Source organism: Acinetobacter sp. TY2, assembly GCF_046269225.1.
Lineage (GTDB): Bacteria > Pseudomonadota > Gammaproteobacteria > Pseudomonadales > Moraxellaceae > Acinetobacter.
This window is the reverse complement of sequence record NZ_JBJZOR010000024.1, coordinates 1-22,782: the sequence shown is the minus strand read 5'-3', so window position 1 is coordinate 22,782 and position 22,782 is coordinate 1. Positions and strand designations below refer to the sequence as shown.

Annotated in this window: 21 protein-coding genes and 1 tRNA gene; 12 read left to right on the top strand and 10 right to left on the bottom strand. The window is 36.9% G+C overall.

What is annotated here, in order from left to right:
• Positions 1-73 precede the first annotated feature (73 nt).
• A tRNA-Leu gene (locus tag ACK1JC_RS13495) sits at positions 74-159 on the top strand.
• A 213-nt stretch (positions 160-372) separates the two neighbouring features.
• On the opposite strand, the gene ACK1JC_RS13490 is transcribed toward ACK1JC_RS13495, so the two are convergent.
• The 5 genes from ACK1JC_RS13490 to rlmE form a co-directional block, all read right to left on the bottom strand.
• The gene (locus ACK1JC_RS13490) at positions 373-687 is read right to left on the bottom strand and encodes a DUF5713 family protein (RefSeq protein ID WP_409512392.1); all 315 of its coding nucleotides are present in this window, start codon (positions 685-687) and stop codon (positions 373-375) included.
• Positions 688-776: 89 nt separating this feature from the next.
• On the bottom strand, positions 777-2,432 hold the full coding sequence (locus ACK1JC_RS13485; RefSeq protein WP_409512391.1) for a vWA domain-containing protein: 1,656 nt from the start codon (positions 2,430-2,432) through the stop codon (positions 777-779).
• Between the two features lie 313 nt (positions 2,433-2,745).
• Positions 2,746-3,600 (bottom strand): dihydropteroate synthase, encoded by an 855-nt coding sequence (folP, locus tag ACK1JC_RS13480; protein ID WP_409512390.1) that lies wholly within the window; start codon positions 3,598-3,600, stop codon positions 2,746-2,748.
• Between the two features lie 152 nt (positions 3,601-3,752).
• Complete coding sequence (ftsH, locus tag ACK1JC_RS13475; protein ID WP_409512389.1) at positions 3,753-5,642, bottom strand: ATP-dependent zinc metalloprotease FtsH; 1,890 nt, start codon at positions 5,640-5,642, stop codon at positions 3,753-3,755.
• Between the two features lie 134 nt (positions 5,643-5,776).
• Complete coding sequence (rlmE, locus tag ACK1JC_RS13470; protein ID WP_409512388.1) at positions 5,777-6,427, bottom strand: 23S rRNA (uridine(2552)-2'-O)-methyltransferase RlmE; 651 nt, start codon at positions 6,425-6,427, stop codon at positions 5,777-5,779.
• Between the two features lie 199 nt (positions 6,428-6,626).
• On the opposite strand from rlmE, the gene yhbY reads away from it, so the two are divergent.
• Positions 6,627-6,950 carry a ribosome assembly RNA-binding protein YhbY gene (yhbY, locus tag ACK1JC_RS13465; RefSeq protein WP_409512387.1) on the top strand — a complete coding sequence of 108 codons (324 nt, stop codon included), beginning with the start codon at positions 6,627-6,629 and terminating at the stop codon, positions 6,948-6,950.
• A 21-nt stretch (positions 6,951-6,971) separates the two neighbouring features.
• Complete coding sequence (locus ACK1JC_RS13460) at positions 6,972-7,511, top strand: DOMON-like domain-containing protein (protein WP_409512386.1); 540 nt, start codon at positions 6,972-6,974, stop codon at positions 7,509-7,511.
• Positions 7,512-7,592: 81 nt separating this feature from the next.
• Here ACK1JC_RS13460 and ACK1JC_RS13455 read toward each other — a convergent pair whose 3' ends face one another.
• Positions 7,593-8,111, bottom strand: a complete 519-nt coding sequence (locus tag ACK1JC_RS13455; protein ID WP_409512385.1) for a hypothetical protein — start codon at positions 8,109-8,111, stop codon at positions 7,593-7,595.
• 316 nt (positions 8,112-8,427) lie between these two features.
• Between ACK1JC_RS13455 and carA the strand changes: the two genes are divergently transcribed.
• The 6 genes from carA (at position 8,428) to ACK1JC_RS13425 (ending at position 15,840) form a co-directional block, all read left to right on the top strand.
• Entirely contained in the window at positions 8,428-9,570 is a 1,143-nt protein-coding gene (carA, locus tag ACK1JC_RS13450; RefSeq protein WP_409512384.1) for a glutamine-hydrolyzing carbamoyl-phosphate synthase small subunit, read from the top strand.
• A gap of 14 nt (positions 9,571-9,584) precedes the next feature.
• The gene (gene carB / locus ACK1JC_RS13445) at positions 9,585-12,818 is read left to right on the top strand and encodes a carbamoyl-phosphate synthase large subunit (protein ID WP_409512383.1); all 3,234 of its coding nucleotides are present in this window, start codon (positions 9,585-9,587) and stop codon (positions 12,816-12,818) included.
• 95 nt (positions 12,819-12,913) lie between these two features.
• The gene (greA, locus tag ACK1JC_RS13440) at positions 12,914-13,390 is read left to right on the top strand and encodes a transcription elongation factor GreA (protein WP_409512382.1); all 477 of its coding nucleotides are present in this window, start codon (positions 12,914-12,916) and stop codon (positions 13,388-13,390) included.
• A gap of 153 nt (positions 13,391-13,543) precedes the next feature.
• Positions 13,544-14,419, top strand: coding sequence for a class I SAM-dependent methyltransferase (locus ACK1JC_RS13435; protein ID WP_409512381.1), 876 nt, complete (start codon positions 13,544-13,546; stop codon positions 14,417-14,419).
• A gap of 54 nt (positions 14,420-14,473) precedes the next feature.
• Positions 14,474-15,118, top strand: a complete 645-nt coding sequence (locus ACK1JC_RS13430; RefSeq protein WP_409512380.1) for a CatB-related O-acetyltransferase — start codon at positions 14,474-14,476, stop codon at positions 15,116-15,118.
• Between the two features lie 275 nt (positions 15,119-15,393).
• Positions 15,394-15,840, top strand: coding sequence for a universal stress protein (locus ACK1JC_RS13425; RefSeq protein ID WP_409512379.1), 447 nt, complete (start codon positions 15,394-15,396; stop codon positions 15,838-15,840).
• A gap of 81 nt (positions 15,841-15,921) precedes the next feature.
• Here the strand turns inward: ACK1JC_RS13425 and ACK1JC_RS13420 are convergent, their stop codons facing one another.
• On the bottom strand, positions 15,922-16,233 hold the full coding sequence (locus tag ACK1JC_RS13420) for an MGMT family protein (protein WP_409512378.1): 312 nt from the start codon (positions 16,231-16,233) through the stop codon (positions 15,922-15,924).
• Between the two features lie 121 nt (positions 16,234-16,354).
• Between ACK1JC_RS13420 and ACK1JC_RS13415 the strand changes: the two genes are divergently transcribed.
• On the top strand, positions 16,355-17,329 hold the full coding sequence (locus ACK1JC_RS13415; RefSeq protein WP_409512377.1) for an alpha/beta fold hydrolase: 975 nt from the start codon (positions 16,355-16,357) through the stop codon (positions 17,327-17,329).
• 216 nt (positions 17,330-17,545) lie between these two features.
• On the opposite strand, the gene ACK1JC_RS13410 is transcribed toward ACK1JC_RS13415, so the two are convergent.
• Both ACK1JC_RS13410 and ACK1JC_RS13405 read right to left on the bottom strand, forming a co-directional pair.
• Complete coding sequence (locus ACK1JC_RS13410) at positions 17,546-18,610, bottom strand: YheC/YheD family protein (protein WP_409512376.1); 1,065 nt, start codon at positions 18,608-18,610, stop codon at positions 17,546-17,548.
• Positions 18,611-18,635: 25 nt separating this feature from the next.
• The gene (locus tag ACK1JC_RS13405) at positions 18,636-20,291 is read right to left on the bottom strand and encodes a poly alpha-glucosyltransferase (RefSeq protein ID WP_409512375.1); all 1,656 of its coding nucleotides are present in this window, start codon (positions 20,289-20,291) and stop codon (positions 18,636-18,638) included.
• A 436-nt stretch (positions 20,292-20,727) separates the two neighbouring features.
• On the opposite strand from ACK1JC_RS13405, the gene ACK1JC_RS13400 reads away from it, so the two are divergent.
• Positions 20,728-21,699, top strand: a complete 972-nt coding sequence (locus ACK1JC_RS13400; RefSeq protein ID WP_409512374.1) for a hypothetical protein — start codon at positions 20,728-20,730, stop codon at positions 21,697-21,699.
• Between the two features lie 15 nt (positions 21,700-21,714).
• Complete coding sequence (locus ACK1JC_RS13395; protein WP_409512373.1) at positions 21,715-22,590, top strand: histone deacetylase; 876 nt, start codon at positions 21,715-21,717, stop codon at positions 22,588-22,590.
• Positions 22,591-22,677: 87 nt separating this feature from the next.
• Here ACK1JC_RS13395 and ACK1JC_RS13390 read toward each other — a convergent pair.
• Positions 22,678-22,782, bottom strand: a 105-nt coding sequence (locus ACK1JC_RS13390; protein ID WP_409512420.1) for a hypothetical protein, incomplete at its 5' end; no start/stop codon positions are given.

Here is a 22,782-nt window from a genome sequence, read left to right as displayed (position 1 = left end):
TTGATTGAAAATACAACAAATCGAAGCATTGCATCTTGCCAAGATAAAATCACTCCTTTATTATTGCGCTCATGCCCGAGTGGTGAAATCGGTAGACACAGGGGATTTAAAATCCCCCGCCCACAAAGCGTGCCAGTTCGAGTCTGGCCTCGGGCACCATTTTAATACTTCTTAAAATGGTGCAATAAAATAACTAGCTTTTTGCTAGTTTTTTTATGCCTAAAATTTAATAAAAATAATGAATCACTTAATTACAGGCAAAAAAATACCTTCAATCTTCACATTCAAAATTTTAAAATTAAAAAAATTAAAAAAATTTTCAGCTTAATCAAAGGCATTTATTTTTGAAACAACCCACATCTACAAAAAGCATTACCACTCTCTATTAGATACAAGTTCTTCCATTTCAATTTCCATATAACCCTGATCTTGTACCACCATCATCATTGCTTCAGCAATATAATCAGCAGCAGTATCATCGAGTGAAGAATCAAGATCTTCAAACTGTGGTTTCATCTCATTAATTTCAACAACAGCCTGCCCCGCAAGAAGATAAACTTCTGTTTCAGAACATGATTTTTTTGCAAGTCGTTTTGCAAATTGCTCAATATGCTGCCTAACTTCAGCAACTAGAATATCTGGATAATATTCATCATCAAACATTGGGAGGAGTAAATCACTAAACATAACAGTCCAGATAAAAATATCAGCACATGAATGGGTGATTATATAACATAAAGTATACAAAACACCAAGTTCATCTGCACGATCTACATTTATTGGCTCTTATTTATAGTTTTCTGTATTGGCTGATTTGAGCTTAGTTTTTTAGCTTTCTTGATCAAATCAACAAACTCCGCTCGCAAACCAAAAGCATCTTGTTTTTGCGCCGATTGTGCCAAATCAATAATATCATTCCATTGCATTGCAGCATTATACTCAGGACTACGTAACTGCTGTCCATAAGCAGCGACTGCAAGCGCAAAACGTGTATCTGCGCTGGCTTGATTCAACGCCTTCGAACCCACAGCAATTGGCTGACTGAGTAAAATACTCTGACTTTGCCCTGGCTGTTTATAACGTAAATTGACGAAAGCATATTCTTTGGCATTTTTACCCAATGCTGTAGCATTAGCATAACGAGAATCGGATAACCAACCTTTTTGCCCAACAGGAATAATTTCATATAGTGCAGTCACCGTATGCCCTGCACCAATATCACCAGCATCAACCTTATCATTATTGAAGTCTTCATTTTTCAACATGCGGTTTTCATATCCAATCAAGCGATATTCCTTCACCGTTGCAGGATTAAATTCCACCTGAATTTTGACATCTTGTGCCACCGTGGCAAGCGTAGAACTCAATTGACGCTGTAGGACTTTCTTAGCTTCTTTTTCATTATCGATATAGCTGTAGTTACCATCACCTGCATCCGCCAATTGCTCCATTAACTGTTCATCATAATTTCCTGAGCCATAACCAAAAGTACTCAAAGAAATTCCAGATTTACGCTTTTCAGCCACCATATTTTTCAAGGTGTCAAAATCGGTAACCCCCACATTAAAATCACCATCTGTTGCCAGTAAAATACGGTTAATGCCATTTTTCACAAATGATTTTTGTGCAGATTTATATGCCATTTGAATGGCTTGCTCACCCGCCGTTGCACCGCCCGCTTCTAAAGTATCAATTGCGGCAAGAATTTTTGATTTATTTGATCCAGATGTTGGCTCAAGAATCATTTTCTCACCATCGGCATAGGTGATAAGTGTGACTTGATCTTGCGAACGTAATTGCTCGGTTAAAAGCTTCAGAGTCTTTTTCACCAATGCCAATTTATTGTTGTCACTCATACTGCCCGAAACATCAACCAAAAAAACCAAATTGGCAGGTGGTAATTGTTTTGAATCAATATCTTTTGCTTTAATACCAATACGAATGACTTTTGCATTGGCTTGCCAAGGAGAATCTACAGTTTCAATATTGACTGAAAATGGATGTATCCCTATTGGATTTGGATATTGGTAATCAAAATAATTTACCATTTCCTCAATACGCACAGCATCTTTAGGCGGTAAATTTCCTTCATTTAAGAAACGTCGCACATTTGTATAACTTCCAGTATCTACATCAATACTAAAAGTAGAAATAGGTGCTTGCCCTACACTTTTCACCGAATTTGTTTCAGTTTTTTGATACTTTTCAGTATTCCCCTCAGTCCCGTAGATACTCGGTGATGGAGCAGGCGAAACCATTTTAGCTGTCGAATTCACTGTAATAGCTTCTACACTTGCAACATTAGCAGAGCTTTCAGCCATATCACTTGATACCATTAGTTCTTTGCTACATGCAGTCAGCAATACTGCTGTAATTGACAATGCCAGTACCGCTTTACAGGATGGGGTATTTTTTAATTGTTGATTTTTCATTTTGACACCTATAGGTTACTATTAAGACTTTATACAGAAAAATGCATGAAAATTTAAATTATTAGATGCTTCGAGTGTGATTTCTCAGATGTAGATTTCAGATATATCCACGTTGAAGCACATTTTAGCATTTTGTTATATTATAACGATTAGAATAAAACACTTTATTTGGTTGACATAGATTTATGGTTTTTCTGTAATAAACCACATAGTTGTATATTATTCTCGTATCCAATCATCTCTGTGTATACAAAAAAACCACAGAGATGAATTTAAACTTTTTTTTTAAGCTTTTCCTAGATACCACTTACCCTTAGACTGCATTCTGCATAGCTTTCCAAACCAAAACGGCATCATGCATAGCTTTTACATCATGCGCTCGCACCATACACGCACCCTGCTGAATAGTCAGTAAATGTGCGGTAACAGAGCCCACAGCACGCTCTCCTGCATCAACTCCACCCAATGCTTCACCAATAAAACGTTTCCGTGACAATGCTGAAAGAATCGGATAGCCCAGTTCCGTTAAACGATAAAATTCATTTAACAACTGTAAATTTTGTTGTGCATTCTTCGCAAAACCAAAGCCCGGATCAATCATGATATTTTCTGAACGCACACCTGCGTGTAAAGCATCATTTACACGCTGCTGCAATTCAATTATTACATCTTGTGTAACGTTGTCATATTGATCCAAATTATTCATAGTGGTCGGCTCACCGCGCATATGCATAATTATCACAGGAATATCCAATTCTGCCGCTGTTTGCAGTGCATTAGGTCTAGACAATGCTCGAACATCATTCCAAATGTGGGCACCCGCTTGAACCGCTGCACGCATCACCTCAGGGGCTGAGGTATCAATCGAAATCACAACATTTAATTTTGCAACCTCCGTAACCACAGGTACAACACGGCGAATTTCTTCCTCAATAGCCACAGCGGATGCTCCTGGACGTGTAGACTCGCCACCCACATCAATCACTGTTGCACCATCTGCAATCATTTGCTTAGCATGAGCAATAGCTTGTGCCACCTCGTTATACTGCCCCCCATCACTAAATGAATCAGGAGTAACATTCAAAATCCCCATAATATGGGGTTGTGATAAATCAAGCGTAAGTTGCCCACATTTCAACGTTTTTTGAGCTAATGGCTTAAGTTGCATCATTCATCCAGCATTCATCAATTATCGTATTTTACCCAATTCTGCTTTTGACATATTAGATCTTTTTCAAAACAATAAATTTTTAGCAAAAAATTGGCAAAAAAAAAAGAGCCCTTTACAGGACTCTTTTTACTTTATCTACTTTTTACTCATTAGCTTGCTGGTAATGGTGGTGGTGTAGATGGACCATCGGTAGGAATCACATCTGCCACTGGATTTTCAGCAATATAAACTTTTGGTGGTTGTGGTTCACGACCTTCCATAATGTCACGAATTTGATCACGATCAATCGTTTCCCATTCCATCAAGGCTTTCACCATGGTATGAGCAATATCTTTGTGACTTTCAAGAATATTCCAAGCGACTTTATACTGCTCATCTAAAATGCGACGCACTTCCTGATCAACTTGTTGTTGCGTTGCTTCAGAAATTGTACGGTTACCCATGTTACCAAAGAAACCATTTTGGTTTTCTTCTTCGTAAACCATGACGCCCATCTTTTCAGACATACCGTATTTTGTCACCATTGCACGAGCAAGTTTAGTCGCACGCTCAAAGTCGTTTGATGCACCTGTAGACATTTGTCCCATAAAGATTTCTTCAGCAATACGACCACCAAACAAGATTGAAATTTCATTCAACATTTTGTCACGATAGTTGCTGATCTGATCTTGTTCAGGTAGCTGCCAAGTCACACCCAATGCCCAACCACGTGGCATGATCGTTACTTTATGCACAGGGTCTGTACCCGGAAGCACTTCTGCAACAATCGCATGTCCAGACTCATGGTAAGCCGTATTACGACGCTCTTCTTCACGAATAACCATCGACTTACGCTCAGGCCCCATGTAAATTTTATCTTTCGCATCTTCAAAGTCATGCATATCGACAGTGTTCTTATTACGACGTGCAGCAAACAATGCCGCTTCGTTTACAAGATTTGCCAACTGCGCACCCGAGAAGCCAGGTGTACCACGTGCAAGCACTTTTACATCCACACCCGTTACCGAAGGTAACTTTTTAAGATGCACATTTAAAATTTGCTCACGGCCCTTAATATCAGGTAAACCCACCATCACTTGACGGTCAAAACGACCTGGACGAAGTAATGCTTTATCGAGTACATCTGCACGGTTTGTTGCAGCAATAACGATAATACCTTCATTACCCTCAAAACCATCCATCTCTACAAGCATTTGGTTTAGGGTTTGCTCACGCTCATCGTGACCACCACCTGTACCTGAACCACGGTGACGACCGACTGCATCAATCTCATCGATAAAAATGATACATGGCGCATGACGTTTCGCTTGCTCAAACATATCACGAACACGGGACGCACCCACACCCACAAACATTTCAACAAAGTCAGAACCAGAAATACTAAAGAACGGAACTTTCGCTTCGCCTGCAATGGCTTTAGCAAGCAACGTTTTACCCGTACCAGGAGGACCAACCATCAAGACACCACGAGGAATCGTTGCACCTAAACGTTTAAAGCGAGAAGGATCTTTCAAGAAATCGACAATTTCAACAACTTCTTGTTTCGCTTCGTCAGCACCAGCAACATCAGCAAAGGTAATTTTGATTTGATCATCAGAAAGCAATTTTGCTTTTGATTTACCAAAGCTCATTGGCCCATTTTTACCGCCTGCACCACCGCCCATGTTACGCATAAAGAACATGAACAATAAAATAATTAAAAGTACAGGGAAACTTGCAATTAATAATTGCATCAACACGCTTTGACGTTGAGGTGCTGTACCCTCAATAACCACATTATTTTTTTGTAGACTTGGCATAAGCTGAGGGTCTTCTACCGCAGGGCGAACACTTTCAAACTTAGTACCATTGGTTTTTTCACCGCTGATTTGCAGACCGTCAATTGTTACTTGCTTAACTTGACCCGCATTTACCTCTGCTACAAATTGTGAATAATTCATAGCATCAGGTTTGTTACGGTCGCTAATGTTGCTGAAAATTAATATCAGCACACCAAGAATAACAAGCCACAGTACGGCATTTTTGAAGAGATCGCTCAAAGCTTTATTCCCATATCAATCTAATTTGATCTTTCAGAAGCGAAAGATCCTTAACAAAAAGCGAGTAATGAATTTCGCAATAAAGTATAAAAAGGTACAAAATGCACAATTTTTAGCTACTTGGCAAGTAAACTTTATGGAGAAATCTTCTTACGGCCTTGTCCAATTAAAAAAACTTCTTTAGAACGTGCGCGTGAAGCTGCAGGTTTTGCTGTCTTCAACACAGTAAAACTATCGACAACCTGTTTTCGGAACTCATCAAAACCTGTGCCCTGAAAGACTTTAACGACAAACTGACCTTTTGGTGATAACACTTTATTTGCAAAATCGAGTGCTAACTCACAAAGGTAGATCTGACGTGGTTGATCAACAGCCTTATTACCTGATGTATTGGGGGCCATATCTGAAATTACAACGTCTACAACCCGTCCATCTAAAATATTTAACAATTTTTCGAAGACTTCTTCATCACGAAAATCACCTTGAAGGAAAGTTACATCGGGTAATGCATCCATCTCTAAAATATCAGAAGCAACCACTAAACCTTTATCACCGACCAATTTACCAGCAATTTGCGACCAACTTCCAGGTGCAGCACCCAAATCCACAACGGTCATTCCAGGCTTAATGATTTTATATTTTTCCTGCATTTCTAACAGTTTATAAGCTGCCCGAGCACGGTAACCTTCCTTTTGTGCTTTCTTTACAAAGTGGTCATCGAGGTGTTCTCTCATCCACACACGACTACTTTTGGATAACTTCTGGTTGGTAATGCGTGTAGCCATATCTCTCTAAAATATAATTGATGTCAACGCTTGATTGTACGTGAAAAATATACGCATTGCAGTATGCATATGTATATAAATGCATCCTAATCTATACGTTTTTCCAAATCATCTTAATCGATTATTTATACAGAATTTACAGCGCAGTGATATGGCTTTTGTTATACTAAGTCGTTTTTAAAATTAGGTTATCTTTAATATGGCGGCTCTATCTATACAAGAACGCAAACGTTTACGTCAAATTGGTCATGCGCTTAATCCTGTTGTAATGACAGGTGGACAAGGCTTGACTGAAAATGTCGTTGAAGAAATTAACCGTGCTCTTGCAGATCACGAACTGATTAAAGTTAAAATTTCAGCTGAAGATCGTGAAGCACGTACAGCAATGATTGCTGAGATTGCCAACAAAACAACGGCTGAAGTTGTGCAAACTATTGGTAAAATTGCATTGCTTTATAAAAAAGCAGCAAAACAAAATGCGAAATTGTCTAATCTTGTTCGTCACGCAAATCTTTCTAACTAATTGCTGAGCTGACGATCGATTATGGCAAGTTATGAACTCAATGCATTTGACCGCCGCTTTCAAAGCATTTCCTTAGTCGGTGCAATTGAGCAGGCAACCCCATTTACATTAAATGTCGGTTTTTGGTTACGCGATCCAAATCAATTTATGATTTATCCTGAAATGGTTGCGTCCAACCCTCGACAAGATTTTTTATGGGAACAAACCTGCTATGAAATCTTTATTGGTATTCAGGGCGATGACGCTTATCGGGAAGTTAATCTCTCCCCTTCCCAAGCATGGCAGGCTTATCAGTTTGAAGAGTATCGCTACCCTGAAGACATGCCGCCTAAACCTGCCTACGACATTGAGCTGAATCAACTAAAAAGAACGCATTACGGTTTAAATGTCAGCGTAGATTTAACTGAGTTTATGCTGACACATAAGTTAAAATGGACTGATGTGTATATTGGTTTGTCTGCTGTGTTAAAAACCACACAAGGTGATCAATTTTATGCGATGCAGCATAGTGGTCAACAAGCCGATTTTCATAACAAGCGTGATTGGTTACATACCTTCTAATATACAATTTGTTTTGTGCATACTTAGAAATAAAAAAGTGAGGTCATTGACCCCACTTTTTTATTTTGTATTCGTCAATCATTATTTTGCAGTTACTTTATTCCAAACATCTAATGTATTGGCTTTAGAACGCTTTAATGTTTCAACTAAATTTTCTTTATGTTTTAAAGAAATTTGTACAACATCTTCACGAATTTCTTGAGTCACCTCAGTCAATTCTTTGACCAACACACCACATTCTGCTTTCAAAAATTGAGCGAACTCAAACAAATCACTTTTTGATGTTGAAAATTGCTTTTTGATGATCTCTAAACGCTGTGATGCATCTCGTTTAATCTCTTGCACTGGCTCTTGAATCACTTCCTGAACCACATTTTGCACTTGTTCACTTAGTTGTTCTGCTTCAACTTTTAAATTCGCTTGAGTTTCGTTCACAACACCCACTACTTTTTGTTGTGTTTCTTTACCAAGTTTTTCTAAATTTTCCGCAGTTTCAAGCACAACTTCTTTGATTGCAACAACGTCTTTTGTTACTTTTTCAGCCACGACTTCTTTTGCTTCGACAACAGCCTGACCGACCTTTTCTTTTGAGATACTCATATTATTTCCCCTGTGATATGAGCCTTTAGCATATCCCGATTAGATAAATTTTAGATTTTGATTTGTCTAACAATTCTTAAATTCTTACATTTTATACACTTAGTTATAGAAAACAGTTAAAGATAAATAGCAAGGGTTTTATCTCGTATTTTCAATAGAAATACAATGGACTTATTAAGGTTTACTGCGTATAATGCCGTGTTAAGTTACAAGCGAGCAGACATGAGGAGGGTAGGATTTAATGAACCTTCCTTTTTTTTCGTCTACTCGCTTTTTTACAGCCCTATTTTTGTGGTTTTAGTTCAGGAGCTTTGGTTTGAGCACCCCAGCAATTTTAGCCCTAGCTGACGGTACCGTTTTTAAAGGTACATCGATCGGCGCTACGGGAAGTACGACTGGTGAAGTCGTTTTTAATACTGCCATGACTGGTTATCAAGAAATCTTGACTGATCCGAGTTATGCACAGCAACTTGTAACTTTAACTTATCCTCATATTGGTAATACTGGTTGTAATGACGAAGACGTTGAGTCTGGTCGCATTCATAAAGTATGGGCGAATGGTTTAATCATTCGTGACCTCCCCCTCCTTCATAGTAATTTCCGTGCCACGCAATCTTTAGGCGAATATTTACAACAACATAATGTCGTTGCGATTGCTGATATTGATACACGTAAATTAACGCGTATTTTACGTGATAAAGGTGCTCAAAATGGTTGCATCTTGGCAGGTGAAAATATCACTGAAGAAGAAGCAATTGCAAAAGCACGTGCATTCGGTGGCTTAAATGGTTTAGACCTTGCTAAAGAATGTTGTGATCCTGACGGTTTTGAATGGACTGAAGGCTCTTGGACTTTAGGTCAAGGTTTCTCCCAACCTGAAGTGAAGTTCCATGTTGTTGCATACGATTATGGTGTCAAAACCAACATCTTACGTATGCTTGCAGACCGCGGTTGTAAGTTGACTGTTGTACCTGCACAAACCCCTGCTGCTGATGTATTGGCACTCAATCCAGATGGCGTGTTCTTGTCTAATGGCCCTGGCGATCCAGCAGCATGTGACTATGCAATTGAAGCGGTGAAAACAATCGTTGAAGATGCTCGCAATGTACCTGTATTTGGTATTTGCTTGGGTCACCAAATTCTTGCCCTAGCATCTGGTGCTAAAACTGTGAAAATGCCTCACGGTCACCACGGTGCAAACCATCCTGTACAGAATATTGAAACTGGTACAGTGATGATTACTTCTCAAAACCATGGCTTCGCAGTGGATGCAGAAACATTACCTGCAAACTTGAAAGCTACGCACAAATCATTGTTCGATCAAACTCTTCAAGGGATTCATCGTACAGACAAACCTGCGTTCAGCTTCCAAGGTCACCCTGAAGCAAGCCCTGGTCCACATGACTGCGCACCGTTGTTCGATCATTTCATCGAACTTATCGAAGCATCTAAGAAGTAATTAAGGAAGCGATCATGGCTAAACGTACAGATATTAAAAGCATCTTAATTATAGGTGCAGGTCCGATTGTCATCGGTCAGGCATGTGAGTTCGATTACTCAGGTGCTCAAGCATGTAAAGCCCTTCGTGAAGAAGGCTATCGTGTTATTTTGGTGAACTCTAACCCAGCGACCATTATGACCGACCCTACAATGGCTGATGCAACGTATATCGAACCGATTACGTGGCAGACTGTTGCAGCCATCATTGAGAAAGAACGCCCTGATGCTGTTCTTCCAACAATGGGTGGTCAAACAGCATTGAACTGTGCGCTTGCACTTGATGCAAACGGCATTTTAGAAAAATTCAATGTTGAATTGATCGGTGCGAGCAAAGAAGCGATTGAAAAAGCTGAAGATCGCAAACTGTTCGATATCGCAATGCGTAAAATTGGTCTTGAATGTCCAAAAGCTGATATTGCAGAATCAATGGAAGAAGCTTTAGAAATTCAAGCACGTTTCGGCTTCCCTGTGATTATCCGTCCATCATTCACCATGGGTGGTTCAGGTGGCGGTATTGCTTACAATAAAGAAGAATTCATTGAAATCTGTGAACGTGGATTCGATCTTTCTCCGACTAAACAGTTATTGATTGATGAATCTTTAATTGGTTGGAAAGAGTACGAAATGGAAGTTGTTCGTGACAAAAACGACAACTGCATCATTGTATGTACCATTGAAAACTTTGACCCAATGGGCGTGCATACAGGTGATTCAATCACTGTTGCTCCTGCACAAACATTGACAGATAAAGAATTCCAATTACTTCGTAATGCATCTTTAGCAGTACTTCGTGAAATTGGTGTAGAAACAGGCGGTTCAAACGTACAGTTCGGTATTTGTCCAAATACCGGTCGTATGGTTGTGATCGAGATGAACCCACGTGTATCACGTTCATCTGCACTTGCATCTAAAGCAACGGGTTTCCCAATTGCGAAAATTGCTGCGAAATTGGCTGTTGGTTATACCCTTGATGAATTGAAAAATGACATCACTGGCGGTACAACACCTGCGTCATTCGAACCTGCAATTGACTATGTTGTAACGAAAATTCCTCGTTTTAACTTCGAGAAATTCCCGCAAGCTGACGCAACTTTGACGACTCAGATGAAATCTGTCGGTGAAGTAATGGCGATTGGTCGTAACTTCCAAGAATCTGTACAAAAAGCACTTCGTGGTCTTGAAGTCGGTGTATCTGGTTTTGACGAAAAGATCGCTGTGGGTACTGAAGGAGCACGCGAAAAAATTCTTCAAGAACTCCGTGTTCCGGGTGCTGAGCGTATTTGGTACGTTGCAGATGCATTCCGTCACGGTTTCACTCTAGATGAAGTGTTTACTGCAACAAACATTGACCGTTGGTTCTTGATTCAAATCGAAGACATCATTAAATCTGAAGAACAAATCAAAACTCTAGGTTTTGGTGATTTGAATGCGGACAACATCCGTTCGTTCAAACGTAAAGGTTTGTCTGATCTTCGTATTGCAGACTTGATGGGTATTTCACAAAAACAATTCCGTAAACATCGTTGGAACTTGGGTGTTACCCCTGTTTACAAACGTGTTGATACGTGTGCTGCTGAATTCGAATCTGACACAGCGTATATGTATTCAACTTACGATGATGAATGTGAAGCAAATCCATCGACTAAAGACAAGATCATGGTGATCGGTGGCGGTCCTAACCGTATTGGTCAAGGTATCGAGTTCGATTACTGTTGTGTACACGCGGCACTTGCAATGCGTGAAGACGGCTACGAAACAATCATGGTGAACTGTAACCCTGAAACTGTTTCTACCGATTATGACACTTCTGATCGTTTGTACTTCGAACCGATTACACTTGAAGATGTATTGGAAATTGTACGCATCGAGAAGCCTAAAGGCATTATCGTGCAGTACGGCGGTCAAACACCTTTAAAATTGGCTCGTGCTTTAGAAGAAGCTGGTGCTCCAATTATCGGTACATCACCTGATGCAATTGACCGTGCAGAAGATCGTGAACGTTTCCAACAAATGATTCAACGTCTGCAACTTCGTCAACCAAACAACAGCATTGTTAAATCTGCTGAAGAAGGTATGGCTGAAGCAGCGAAAGTTGGCTATCCACTTGTGGTACGTCCATCATACGTTCTTGGTGGTCGTGCGATGGAAATCGTATACAACGATGATGAACTTAAACGCTACTTACGTGATGCGGTTCAAGCATCAAATGAAGCACCTGTTCTTCTTGACCGTTTCTTAGATGATGCAATTGAAGTTGACGTAGACTGCGTATCTGACGGTAAAGACGTTGTGATCGGCGGCATCATGCAGCATATCGAACAAGCAGGCATTCACTCAGGTGACTCAGCATGTTCTATTCCTCCGTACTCTTTATCTCAAGAAGTACAGGATGATATGCGTCGTCAAACCATTGCTATGGCGAAAGAGCTTGGCGTAATTGGTTTGATGAACGTACAGTTTGCTGTAAAAGGCACTGACGTTTACATCTTAGAAGTGAATCCACGTGCATCACGTACTGTACCGTTCGTTTCTAAATGTATCGGTGAATCATTAGCGAAAGTTGCTGCACGTTGTATGGCGGGTCAATCTTTAGAATCTCAAGGATTCACGAAAGAAATTATCCCGACATATTTCTCAGTAAAAGAAGCAGTATTCCCTTTCAATAAGTTCCCTGGTGTTGACCCAATTCTTGGCCCTGAGATGAAATCTACAGGCGAAGTGATGGGTGTGGGTAAAACTTTTGGTGAAGCATTCTACAAAGCTGTTTTAGGTGCAAACGAGCGTTTACCAGGTCTTCCAACAGAAGGTGAAGTAAAACACGCATTTATTTCTGTTCGTGATTCAGATAAGCCTCGTGCTGTAGGTATTGCGAAACAACTTGCAGGTTTTGGCTTTAAAATTCTTGCGACTGGTGGTACTTTTGATATTATCCAAGAAGCTGGTATTGAATGTGAACGTGTAAATAAAGTCACTGAAGGTCGTCCAAACATCGTGGACCGCTTGAAAAATGGCGAAATTCACCTCATTATCAATACAACTGAAGGCAAACAAGCGCAACAGGATTCATTCTCAATCCGCCGTTCTGCACTTCAAGGCAAGGTTTACCATACAACGACTTTGAATGGTGCCGATGCAGTTTGCCAAGCTTTAGCGATTAAATTACCAATGGATGTTTATCGTTTGCAAGATTTACAAACTGTAGGTTAATTCGTTTACCGAGAAGTCCCGCTACCTCTCGGTGGCGGGCTTTTTTTCATTTATAAACCTGTATTTTTTAAAATACCAAAACTTGAGGGACAACTATGAAACGTTATCCTATGACTCCTGAAGGCAAAATTGCCCTAGAGAAAGAATTACAGCAACTTAAAAGTGTTGATCGTCCACGTATTATTGCTGCCATTGCAGAAGCACGTGAACATGGGGATTTGAAAGAAAATGCTGAATACCATGCTGCTCGTGAGCAACAAGGTTTCTGTGAAGGTCGCATCCAAGACATTGAAGGCAAACTCGGTGCAGTTCAAGAAATTGATGTGAAAACACTTGAGCAAAATGGCCGTGTGGTTTTTGGTGTGACTGTGACGATCGAAAACTTAGACACCGAAGAACAAAAGACTTATAAGATTGTTGGTGATGATGAGGCAGATTTTAAAATCAATAAAATCTCAGTGAATTCACCCATTGCGCGTGGTCTTTTAAGCAAAAGTGAAGGCGATGAAGCAAAAATTCAAACACCAAATGGTGAAGTCGAATACGAAATTGTGAAAGTTGAATATCTTTAATATTTAAGCATAAAAATTCCAATTTCAGCCCCTCTTTTGAGGGGTTTTGTTTTTTATATGACCATAAAATGCATTTTTTTATATCATATCAGTCATTGTTAAATTTCTACATTGCATTAAAGTCTTTACCAATAACAACAATCTAGGACGAATATGAAAGCAGGACGAATCAGCCGCACAGCAGAAGCCGCAGCCGCATTACGTGCTAATCATCATCAAAATAGCTCAAATCCTGTTTTTTCAGACCCTTATGCTTTTGAAATGACCAATGGCCGTTGGCGCAAATTATTGTCTAATCCTATTTTTTGTAAATTTTTAAATTCTGCCCCACTCAACCAATCTCTAGGTAGACTCACGGCTCAGGTCGTTGGGCGCTCAATATATGCAGAAGATTGGCTATTGGAAGCATTGGATAGAAGAGAAATTTTACAATATATTTTAGTCGGCGCAGGATTGGATTCTTTTGTATTACGCATGGCTGAACAATATCCTGAATTAAAGATATTTGAAGTTGATCATCCTGACACACAAAAAATCAAAATTCATAAATTAAAAAAACTAGGCACAATTCCAAGTAATGTTGAATTTGTCAGTATTGATTTTGAAAAAGAAAAATTATCTGATGCCCTTCTGCGTAGCTCATATGACAGCAAAATGCCCGCATTCTTCTCGTGGTTAGGCACTACACACTATTTAAAACCCGAAACGACATTGGCAACTTTACAAAATATTGCCTCTATCGCACACTCAAACAGTGAAGTTGTGATGGATTATTCGATTGATTATAAGCAGTTGCAGGGGATTGAACGAATCGGTAGTTTTGCAATTGCACAATTTACACGTTTTTTAAAAGAGCCTTTAATCGGTACTTTTACATCGGAACATTTACACCAAACCGTTGAAAAAATGGGTTATGTCGTTTTGGAAGATTTATCTGGGACAGAGATTACTAAACGTTATTTTCATCAACGTGCTGATCAGATTCGTCATACGCAAGCAACTCATTTAATTCATTTACAGATTGTTTAGACTTTTGAGCACAGTCATATAAAATAAGCATACTCTCCTCCTATCGCGCTTTATATGACTGATTCAATTAATTCACCAGTGAAACATTGGTGTGAATTTGAGTTTATTTCCAAAACAGTGAAAAATCCAAATATTCACATTAAAGGAAATTATTCTTATTATTCTGCTTATTGGGATCAAGGATTTGAGCGTTGTGTTGTGCGCTATCTGCATGATAAACCTGCAACCACAGAGAAACCGATTGATCAGCTTTATATTGGAAATTTCGTCTGTTTCGGTGCTGAATGTGTAATTATGATGGGCGGTAATCAGTTACATCGCCCAGACTGGATTTCTACTTTTCCTTTTGATACGCGTAGTTTTGTCCCCGCAGGCGATACAATCATTGCTGATGGCTGTTGGATTGGCAGCCGCGCCATGATCATGCAAGGTGTAACACTAGGTGAAGGTGCTGTAGTTGCTACAGGTGCAGTAGTCACACAAAATGTTCCGCCTTATGCTGTCGTTGGTGGCGTTCCTGCCAAAGTGATTAAGTATCGTTTTTCTGATGAAGATATAGAAAAACTGCTTTCTCTCAAACTTTATGAGATGGATGAAAAGCAGTTTTTGAAGATGCGGGATGTGTTGCAAACGGAGGATATAAATAATTTATTTATATATTTAAATACTCGTACCAATCTTCTAAAAAATTTAGATTAGAGCTTTTCGACTTTTCGAACCAACATACACGCCATATAATTTAACACATCATAAAAATGTATTACTCATCACAAATTGAATTAAAAATTTAAATAATCATTCTACAAATAAATTCAAGTAACTAATTTTATTTGTTATTTCTATTAATAAAATAAATAAATCCCGATAAATTTACGTGGTTTTATTCTTATCATATTCAAGTTATGATGAATGTATAAACAGTTTTAGAACAGAACTGTATAAAAATTATTTACATTCAAATTAGGAGAATATCCATGACTTATCAAACAATTCTTGTACCGATTGATGGCTCCGAAACTTCACTATCCGTTATTCCTCATGTTGTTGAATTTGCAAAAGCATTTAACAGTAAAGTGATTGTTGCAGAAGTCATGACACTTGATCCCTATATTGCTGCCGAGTACCTATCAGGTCAGCAAAGTAATATGCTGATTGAACGTGCCCGTAAATTTATTGAAGATAATCTCAATACAGCCAAACAAAAGTTTGTAGATGCTGGTGTGGATGTTCAGACACAGATTCTTGAAGGTGAAAGCATTCATAAAACTATCACTAAAGCCATTGATACACTCAATATTGATTTAGTGATTTTAAGCTCGAATGGTCGTTCAGGCTTTCAAAAGTTTATTTTAGGTAGTGTTGCACAAAAACTTGTAACAGAATTAACAGTGCCTGTCATGATCATCAAAAAATCAGCTTAATCAAAACGTGATCTTAAGTATTTTCATTCTATTTGGATCACGTATTATTTTTACTAAATTCTGAGCATAAATAAAAAGTATTTAAGGTAACCAAGCAAACTGCTTTAAATTTACTCGACCATTGATTACAACAACACCCTCGCTGAGCAATAAGATCTGTTGAAGATGATCACCATGTTCAGTTAGTTGAGTTGTACTCATTTTCCCTTGTGAATTGATCACACGATGCCAAGGAATAGCTGTCCTATCCTCAATCTGTCCTAAAACTCGTCCAACCAATCGTGCATGTTTTGGCAAGCCTGCCAATTTTGCAATTTGTCCATAACTTGCAACTTTACCTTTTGGAATTTGGCTAACTACAGCTAAAATCATTTGTGCAAGTTCATTCGACATCTTTGAATCTCATCTGCATTGGCATAATATTTAGGTTAAAATTAAATTCAAGCGAATGCAATTAGAATCATTTTCTACTAACTTAATAAAACACATATTAAAAACAACAAGAGTAATTAGCATGAAACGGACATTCAAAAAACTTATTCTTTCCATTGCTTTAAGCATGGGAACTGTAGGTAGCATCAGCCTAATCAACCAAACACACGCAGCTTCTGCGACTATTGATATCCAAAGTGTTTTACAACAAGAGCGTACTTGGGCTGGTTTACAAAGTAAACGCTTAAAAGTAGCTGACATTGATTGGGCTTATAGTGAAGGTGGTCAAGTTGGTAAACCAACGCTTATGCTTGTACATGGTCTTGCTGGTAGTCGAGACAATTGGAATCGTTTAGCACGCTATTTAACGCCTTATTATCATGTCATTATTCCAGATTTACCTGGACAAGGTGACAGTAAAGTTACTGCAGACTTTGATTATTCTATTCCGAATATGACTGAAAAACTGCGCCGTTTTGCAGAAGCCGCTAAAATTGAAAATGGCTTACATGTTGCAGGTCATTCAATGGGCGGCTCAATTGCTCTTCTGTATGCCGCACAATACCCCGTTGATAGTAAGTCTTTGTTTTTAATCGATAGTGCTGGTGTTTTTAAATCAGCAAATACACCTTATTTAAAAGACCCAACGTCTTTACGTAATATGATTGTTTCAAAGCCAGGCGATTTAGATCGTTTACTTAAAATTGCCACCAATATACCCCCATTTATTCCTAAAGAATTGAAAGACTCTCAGGAAAAATTAATGATTTCTCAATCTGCCAATACCAGTAAATTGGTTGAACAATTAATTTTGATGTCAAAAGTCTATACGCCGGATACCTTTGCTTTAGCTGCACGTAGTATTGATCAACCTGTACTAATTGCATGGGGTGAAAAGGATCAAATTATTAACGTTGAAGCTGCTACAGAACTAAAAGGCTTACTCAAAAATGCAAAAGACCCAATTATCTTAAAAGGTGTAGGTCATATGCCATTATTGGAACAAGAACAATTGTTGGTTAAACCGTATTTAGATTTTTTGAGTACGGTTAAATAATATTATGAAAAATCCCGTTGATTTTTAGCCAACGGGATTTTGCTGGATTCTATCCATATGATAATAAAAACTAGTACCTTGTAACGTTGCATTTTCCAAATAGACAATAAAATATGATCATTTTTTTATCTTTTAGTAACGGTAATAATTTTTGAAACGTAAGTTTAAAATTTAATTCATCACGAATATTGCCGCATATCACAGCCCATGATCTGCTCATAAGGACTTTTCATCTTTCAAATTAAGAGGAAGAAAATTATTCAAGAATGGTAATTTTGCATTAACAGCTAACCATTCATAGTATTTCACTTGAGCACAAGCCACCGGATAAGCCATAAAACCAATACCAGGGCCAGAATTCACTTCATAGATCATAACTTCACCATCTTGTGAAATCCCTAAATCTAAACCAAGCGAATCAAGACGCCATGCATAAAGTTTTTGAAATTGGTTAGTAAATACTTTGAATAAGTTTTTTAATTCTTCATTAATTTCCTTAAAACATTTAGGATAAAACTGCTCTAAAAAAAGTTGTTCTCTTGTCGTAATTAATGCACCTTGCATACCATTTGTAATATCTGATGCTTTGCTTAAATTAACATACGGAAATATTTTAATTAACTGCCATTGCCCATTTTGACCACGAGTTATATGCATTCTAAAGACTGTCCCATGTCCTAAATTTGTTTCACTTAAAAAATATGGACTAAAATTAAAACTTTTACCTTTTTTCAAGATATCATTAAAAAAACTCTCAATACCTTCATTTTTAATATTTTTTTCTTCAGACAAATGTTTAACTAAATACCCTTGTTCTTGTAATTCAATAGTATATATTCCTTTGCCCTGATTACTTGCTCCTGGCTTAGCAATAATTTTTTTATGTAATGTAATAAATTCAATAAAATGTTCTAATGTTGTGATATTAATTACTTGTAGTAAATATTTTTTAAAATTATCTACTCGTTTCATTCTGTCATAAACTTGCTGCTTTGTTCCTATACGGTGATTTGTAAATGGTATTATTTCAGAAAGTTTATTATATATAGCTACATCTTCTTTTTTTACAGCAAGCCTATTTTGAATAACTACAGGAAAGTCAAAAAAACCTTTGATTATTTCATTTTTTTCTAAAGTAATACCTTTTATTTTTTTATTTTCAAAGTCAACATCAGCGGCCGTAAAAATATAAGCTTCATGTCCATGTTCATGTGCAACATTAATAAATATACGTTCAACTTCTGTTACAGCTCTATTCGGCTTTAAAATACCAAAAATCATTTTCATTTCCTTAATTAATTTTATTTTAAATATCAAAATAATTAATATACGCCACATAACCCGACAAGTTATGCTCTTGATCATCTATACGTGTACGTAAACGATCATGCCGAACATAAAAGCCATGTAATATATTTTTAGGTTTTTGCATATACATTGCAACTTCTGGATAGAAGAAACCATTTCTCTGAAATTCAACGCGTAATTGAATTAACTCTTTTAATTCTTCAAATTTTGCTGACTTCAATAACTCAGTAAAACCCTGCTCTTCCATACGTACTAGCATTTTATAAGCAGACATCATCATTTCTAAGAGTGTCGCATATACAGTTTGACGATTACGTATAAAATCCATATGTTTTAAATAATTGTTTAAACCAAATTGAAAATATTTTTCTTCAGGACATATTTTTGTCAGCTCATTGGTACAATAACTTAACCAATGATCATGATATTTATCATAATTTTTCAAAATAAAATGTTCAAACATCAATTTAACCGTATCCAATAAAACTGTATTCTTATTGATTTGATACAGTCGTAACAATGCTAATGCTGCTTCACCATCGTAATACACGATTCGAAATTTATCTTTTATTTCTAATGATGGATAATTCAAAATATGAGTCGTTTCACCTTGCTCATCAATCATCGTCTGAATACCTTTTGCAAGTGATTCAGCATATTTTTGATAACGATTATCTTGTGTAATTTCTTGATATTTTGTCAGCATTAAAATAGCGGCAGCATTAGAACCCAACTTAATCTCAGGTTCATCATCTAACCCATCGATCATGTATGCTGTACCCAATTGTGGCTCTTTATAAAAATGCGTTAAAGCATAATCTATCGATTGATGAATTTTAAACCAGTATTGTTCTTGCTTATTTATCTCAAATGTCTCAATAAGTGCATATAAAGAAGTACAATGGCGTACTGTATTATAACTTTTAATTTCACGGTTATATGCAGGAAAGTACCCATAAATAAAGCGACCATTATCCTTAATTTGATCATGTAGAAATGCTGCATTTTTTTCAATCATTTGGATAATATGATCTTTATTATTATTTTCATCAATATAACGTACACCATTTTGGCAACCACCTGTTTGAAGCTCAATAAACTGCTGCTTTTCGTAAATAGCAGATTGAGTATCAAATAAGTAAACTTTTTTTATTTTTTTAAAATCAAATTTTTCAGTTAATTTTCCATATTTTTTATCTAGAGTCGTTTTTAAATTTTTTTCGTCAATAAAATTAGGCTCATTATAAATAACTCCACGAATTACGGATCTTCCATATATTTCTTGTTCAAGTAAGCAAATTCCAAACTGCGCATCAAAGCTAATCCCTTTACGAAAATGATTATTATGTACTTGATTTTCAATTTCTGTAACAACATCCCCCCATTCCTTTTCTTTTATATTTTGAACAAGATCAAGTTTAATGTATTCAATACTCGCATTACTTTTTGAAAATGATTTATCAATATAAACCATTGCTCTTTTTATTACTTTGGTTAAATCCACATCAGTTGTTGACCAAACCTTGCAACGAGTTTCAGCATTGCCGAGTGAAATAAATAATGTTTTAAACGTATTATTGTTTGTGAATCTCTGTTCAATCCACTCAACTAGTTTTCTTTTAAATTCAATTTGTTCTAAATATTTCAGTGTCATTGTTTTCGCCATTTCACATGGTTTTATTAAATAATGTTAAATATATCACATTTTTCATTTATATATTTTTTCATATATAAAAATGATTTAACAAATCATATTCTCTTATATATTTTTCATCATAAAAAACAATTTCTTATCGTTTAAAACTTTTTTAATGTTGCCTTCATCATTTCTGATATTAAAAAATTCGCAAAATTATACGTCTTACCTTTAAAACCTACGCCAATACACTCATCCAATTTGCTCATTCGGCTTAACACAAGAATATCCTTACATCTTTAATTTTTATCGCTTTTCTTATTTCACATATATTTATGCAAATTCAATATATCCTTTGATATTATTGAAAAATACTTTATTTTTGATGTTAATTCACTATAATTATTTTTCAAAGATGAACAATAAAAATCTAAAAAATTATGGGGATAAAGGGATGTCACAACAAATCACAAATCATGAAATTTTAACGTGTTTTAAAAATAAACTTATTCCACTTTCTAATAATTTAACAGAAATGCTCAACGAACACTTCAGTCATCAAACTGAAAGGCGCGGATGTGGTTTCACACAAGCAACTCGTGTGATTGCTGAATTTATCAATCAGGAACGTGAAGAAACTGATTTTAAAGATTTTCGTATGTTTCAAGATTATGATACTCGTGCACTAAGAACGATAACATCCTCAGCAAAATCATATGACTTAGAATTAAATGGTTGGCGCAATCTACATTTACAAGCCAATGTGATCAATTTTCTAAATACATATCCGAAGCAAGATTTTTTCACTGACGCTCTGCAAAAAGAGTTTAAGTTTCAACAAGATTTGAATAATATTCATCAATGTGTTGAGTTTGAAGAAAGCAAATTACTGTGTAACTTTTTAGAAGATATTATTTTAAGAAAAACACAAAAAGAAACTGGTTTACTTGAACTTAAGAATTTAAATGAAAAACCCAAAGTTGGTTCCTGCCCAATGGCGGAAAATTTTTTCTTAAAAATTGCACATGGTCGTCTATTACGTCAAGGGTTAATCAATATTTTTACTGATGATAATAATCGACCTATTTTGATGGAAAAACTCAAAATGGGTGATGATCATTCATGCATTAATCTCGTTCCTGTCATGATGAATGGGATTCGAATTCCATCTGGTAGCCTTTTTTCAGTACAATACAATAAGGAACTACTTCACAAAAATGCAAATAAACATTATAAAGGTTATATTATACCCATTTCTGAAGTCGATGGTTTTTGGTTCTTAAGATTAACTACTCTGTCTATTTCTCCAGAAAATCGTGCAAGAGCATTCAATGCACATTATAAACAACAAGTTGATAATGGGCTTTTTAGCCCAGGTACAACGCTGCTAGAACAGTTAACGAAAATTGCTGAAGAACAAATTTAATGTAGGTGCCCTCTTATGCTGAAAGCATGTTATTCCTCACGGTATTATGCGACTACGCACACAAATAGCATGGAAAAGCTCACTGCTGTTGCCGAAGTACTTGAACAAGATCAACTAGCTGATTTGGTCGACCCTGAAAGTATTGATCCACGTATTTTATACTCAATTCATGATCCAGCTTATGTTCGCGCATTTTTAACAGGAAAACGCCCACTTGCGACTATGCAAGGTTTTAAAAATTGGTCACCACAATTTCGGGAAGCCATTTTATCCATTCAAGCAGGTCAATTATTGGCAACGAGTTTGGCACTCAAAAATGGTATTTCAGCGAATATCGCTCAAGGATTTCATCATGCCGTCTATGCCCACGGCAATGCCTATTGTACGTTTAATGGTTTAGCTTTAATCGCTAAACAATTCCCGCATAAAAAAATCTTTATTCTCGATTGCGATCAACATGGCGGTAATGGTACAGCCGAATATTCACTGACCATGAAAAACCTCTATAATTTTAGTATTTATGGTTTAGCTTTTGGTTGTACGACCAATGAACGTAGCACAACCCGTCCGATTCACAATCAAAAAGGCAATTTCGATCAATACTCAGAAGCGATTGTGGAAGGTTTTGAACATGCCATTGATTGGCAAGCTGATCTCATTATTTACCAAGCAGGAATGGATTGTCATCAAAATGACCGTTGTGGCTCTAAATGGTTTACAACTGAAATGCTCTATGAACGAGATTTAATGGTGTTTAAACTTGCGAAAAAATACAATATTCCCATTATGTTTGTGCTTGCTGGTGGTTATCAAAAATTGGAAACGCTCGTACCTTTACACGTCAACACTTTCAAAGCTGCTAACGAAGTTTATTTCAATACATTATCTTAAATGAAATATAATTATAATTATTTATAAAAAAGCCAAATTAAAATCTGGTTACAATTTGGCTTTTTTATCTTTCAATGATTTTAATTCTTAGAAATTATTTGGATTTTCCAAACGCTTCACTTCTTGCGCTTTACTTGGATGATGTACGGTTGCCACACCATCATCAGTTTTTTGATCAACAATGGCTTCTGG

Bases quoted from the DNA above. Each gene is read 5' to 3' on its own strand.
- ACK1JC_RS13400 (WP_409512374.1), top strand. From the start codon at position 20,728: ATGTCACAACAAATCACAAATCATGAAATTTTAACGTGTTTTAAAAAT.
- rlmE (WP_409512388.1), bottom strand. From the start codon at position 6,427: ATGGCTACACGCATTACCAACCAGAAGTTATCCAAAAGTAGTCGTGTG.
- carB (WP_409512383.1), top strand. From the start codon at position 9,585: ATGGCTAAACGTACAGATATTAAAAGCATCTTAATTATAGGTGCAGGT.
- ACK1JC_RS13460 (WP_409512386.1), top strand. From the start codon at position 6,972: ATGGCAAGTTATGAACTCAATGCATTTGACCGCCGCTTTCAAAGCATT.
- greA (WP_409512382.1), top strand. From the start codon at position 12,914: ATGAAACGTTATCCTATGACTCCTGAAGGCAAAATTGCCCTAGAGAAA.
- ACK1JC_RS13435 (WP_409512381.1), top strand. From the start codon at position 13,544: ATGAAAGCAGGACGAATCAGCCGCACAGCAGAAGCCGCAGCCGCATTA.
- ACK1JC_RS13420 (WP_409512378.1), bottom strand. From the start codon at position 16,233: ATGTCGAATGAACTTGCACAAATGATTTTAGCTGTAGTTAGCCAAATT.
- ACK1JC_RS13395 (WP_409512373.1), top strand. From the start codon at position 21,715: ATGCTGAAAGCATGTTATTCCTCACGGTATTATGCGACTACGCACACA.
- ACK1JC_RS13490 (WP_409512392.1), bottom strand. From the start codon at position 687: ATGTTTAGTGATTTACTCCTCCCAATGTTTGATGATGAATATTATCCA.
- ACK1JC_RS13455 (WP_409512385.1), bottom strand. From the start codon at position 8,111: ATGAGTATCTCAAAAGAAAAGGTCGGTCAGGCTGTTGTCGAAGCAAAA.
- ACK1JC_RS13415 (WP_409512377.1), top strand. From the start codon at position 16,355: ATGAAACGGACATTCAAAAAACTTATTCTTTCCATTGCTTTAAGCATG.
- ACK1JC_RS13485 (WP_409512391.1), bottom strand. From the start codon at position 2,432: ATGAAAAATCAACAATTAAAAAATACCCCATCCTGTAAAGCGGTACTG.
- ACK1JC_RS13430 (WP_409512380.1), top strand. From the start codon at position 14,474: ATGACTGATTCAATTAATTCACCAGTGAAACATTGGTGTGAATTTGAG.
- ACK1JC_RS13425 (WP_409512379.1), top strand. From the start codon at position 15,394: ATGACTTATCAAACAATTCTTGTACCGATTGATGGCTCCGAAACTTCA.
- ACK1JC_RS13405 (WP_409512375.1), bottom strand. From the start codon at position 20,291: ATGACACTGAAATATTTAGAACAAATTGAATTTAAAAGAAAACTAGTT.
- yhbY (WP_409512387.1), top strand. From the start codon at position 6,627: ATGGCGGCTCTATCTATACAAGAACGCAAACGTTTACGTCAAATTGGT.
- ACK1JC_RS13410 (WP_409512376.1), bottom strand. From the start codon at position 18,610: ATGATTTTTGGTATTTTAAAGCCGAATAGAGCTGTAACAGAAGTTGAA.
- folP (WP_409512390.1), bottom strand. From the start codon at position 3,600: ATGCAACTTAAGCCATTAGCTCAAAAAACGTTGAAATGTGGGCAACTT.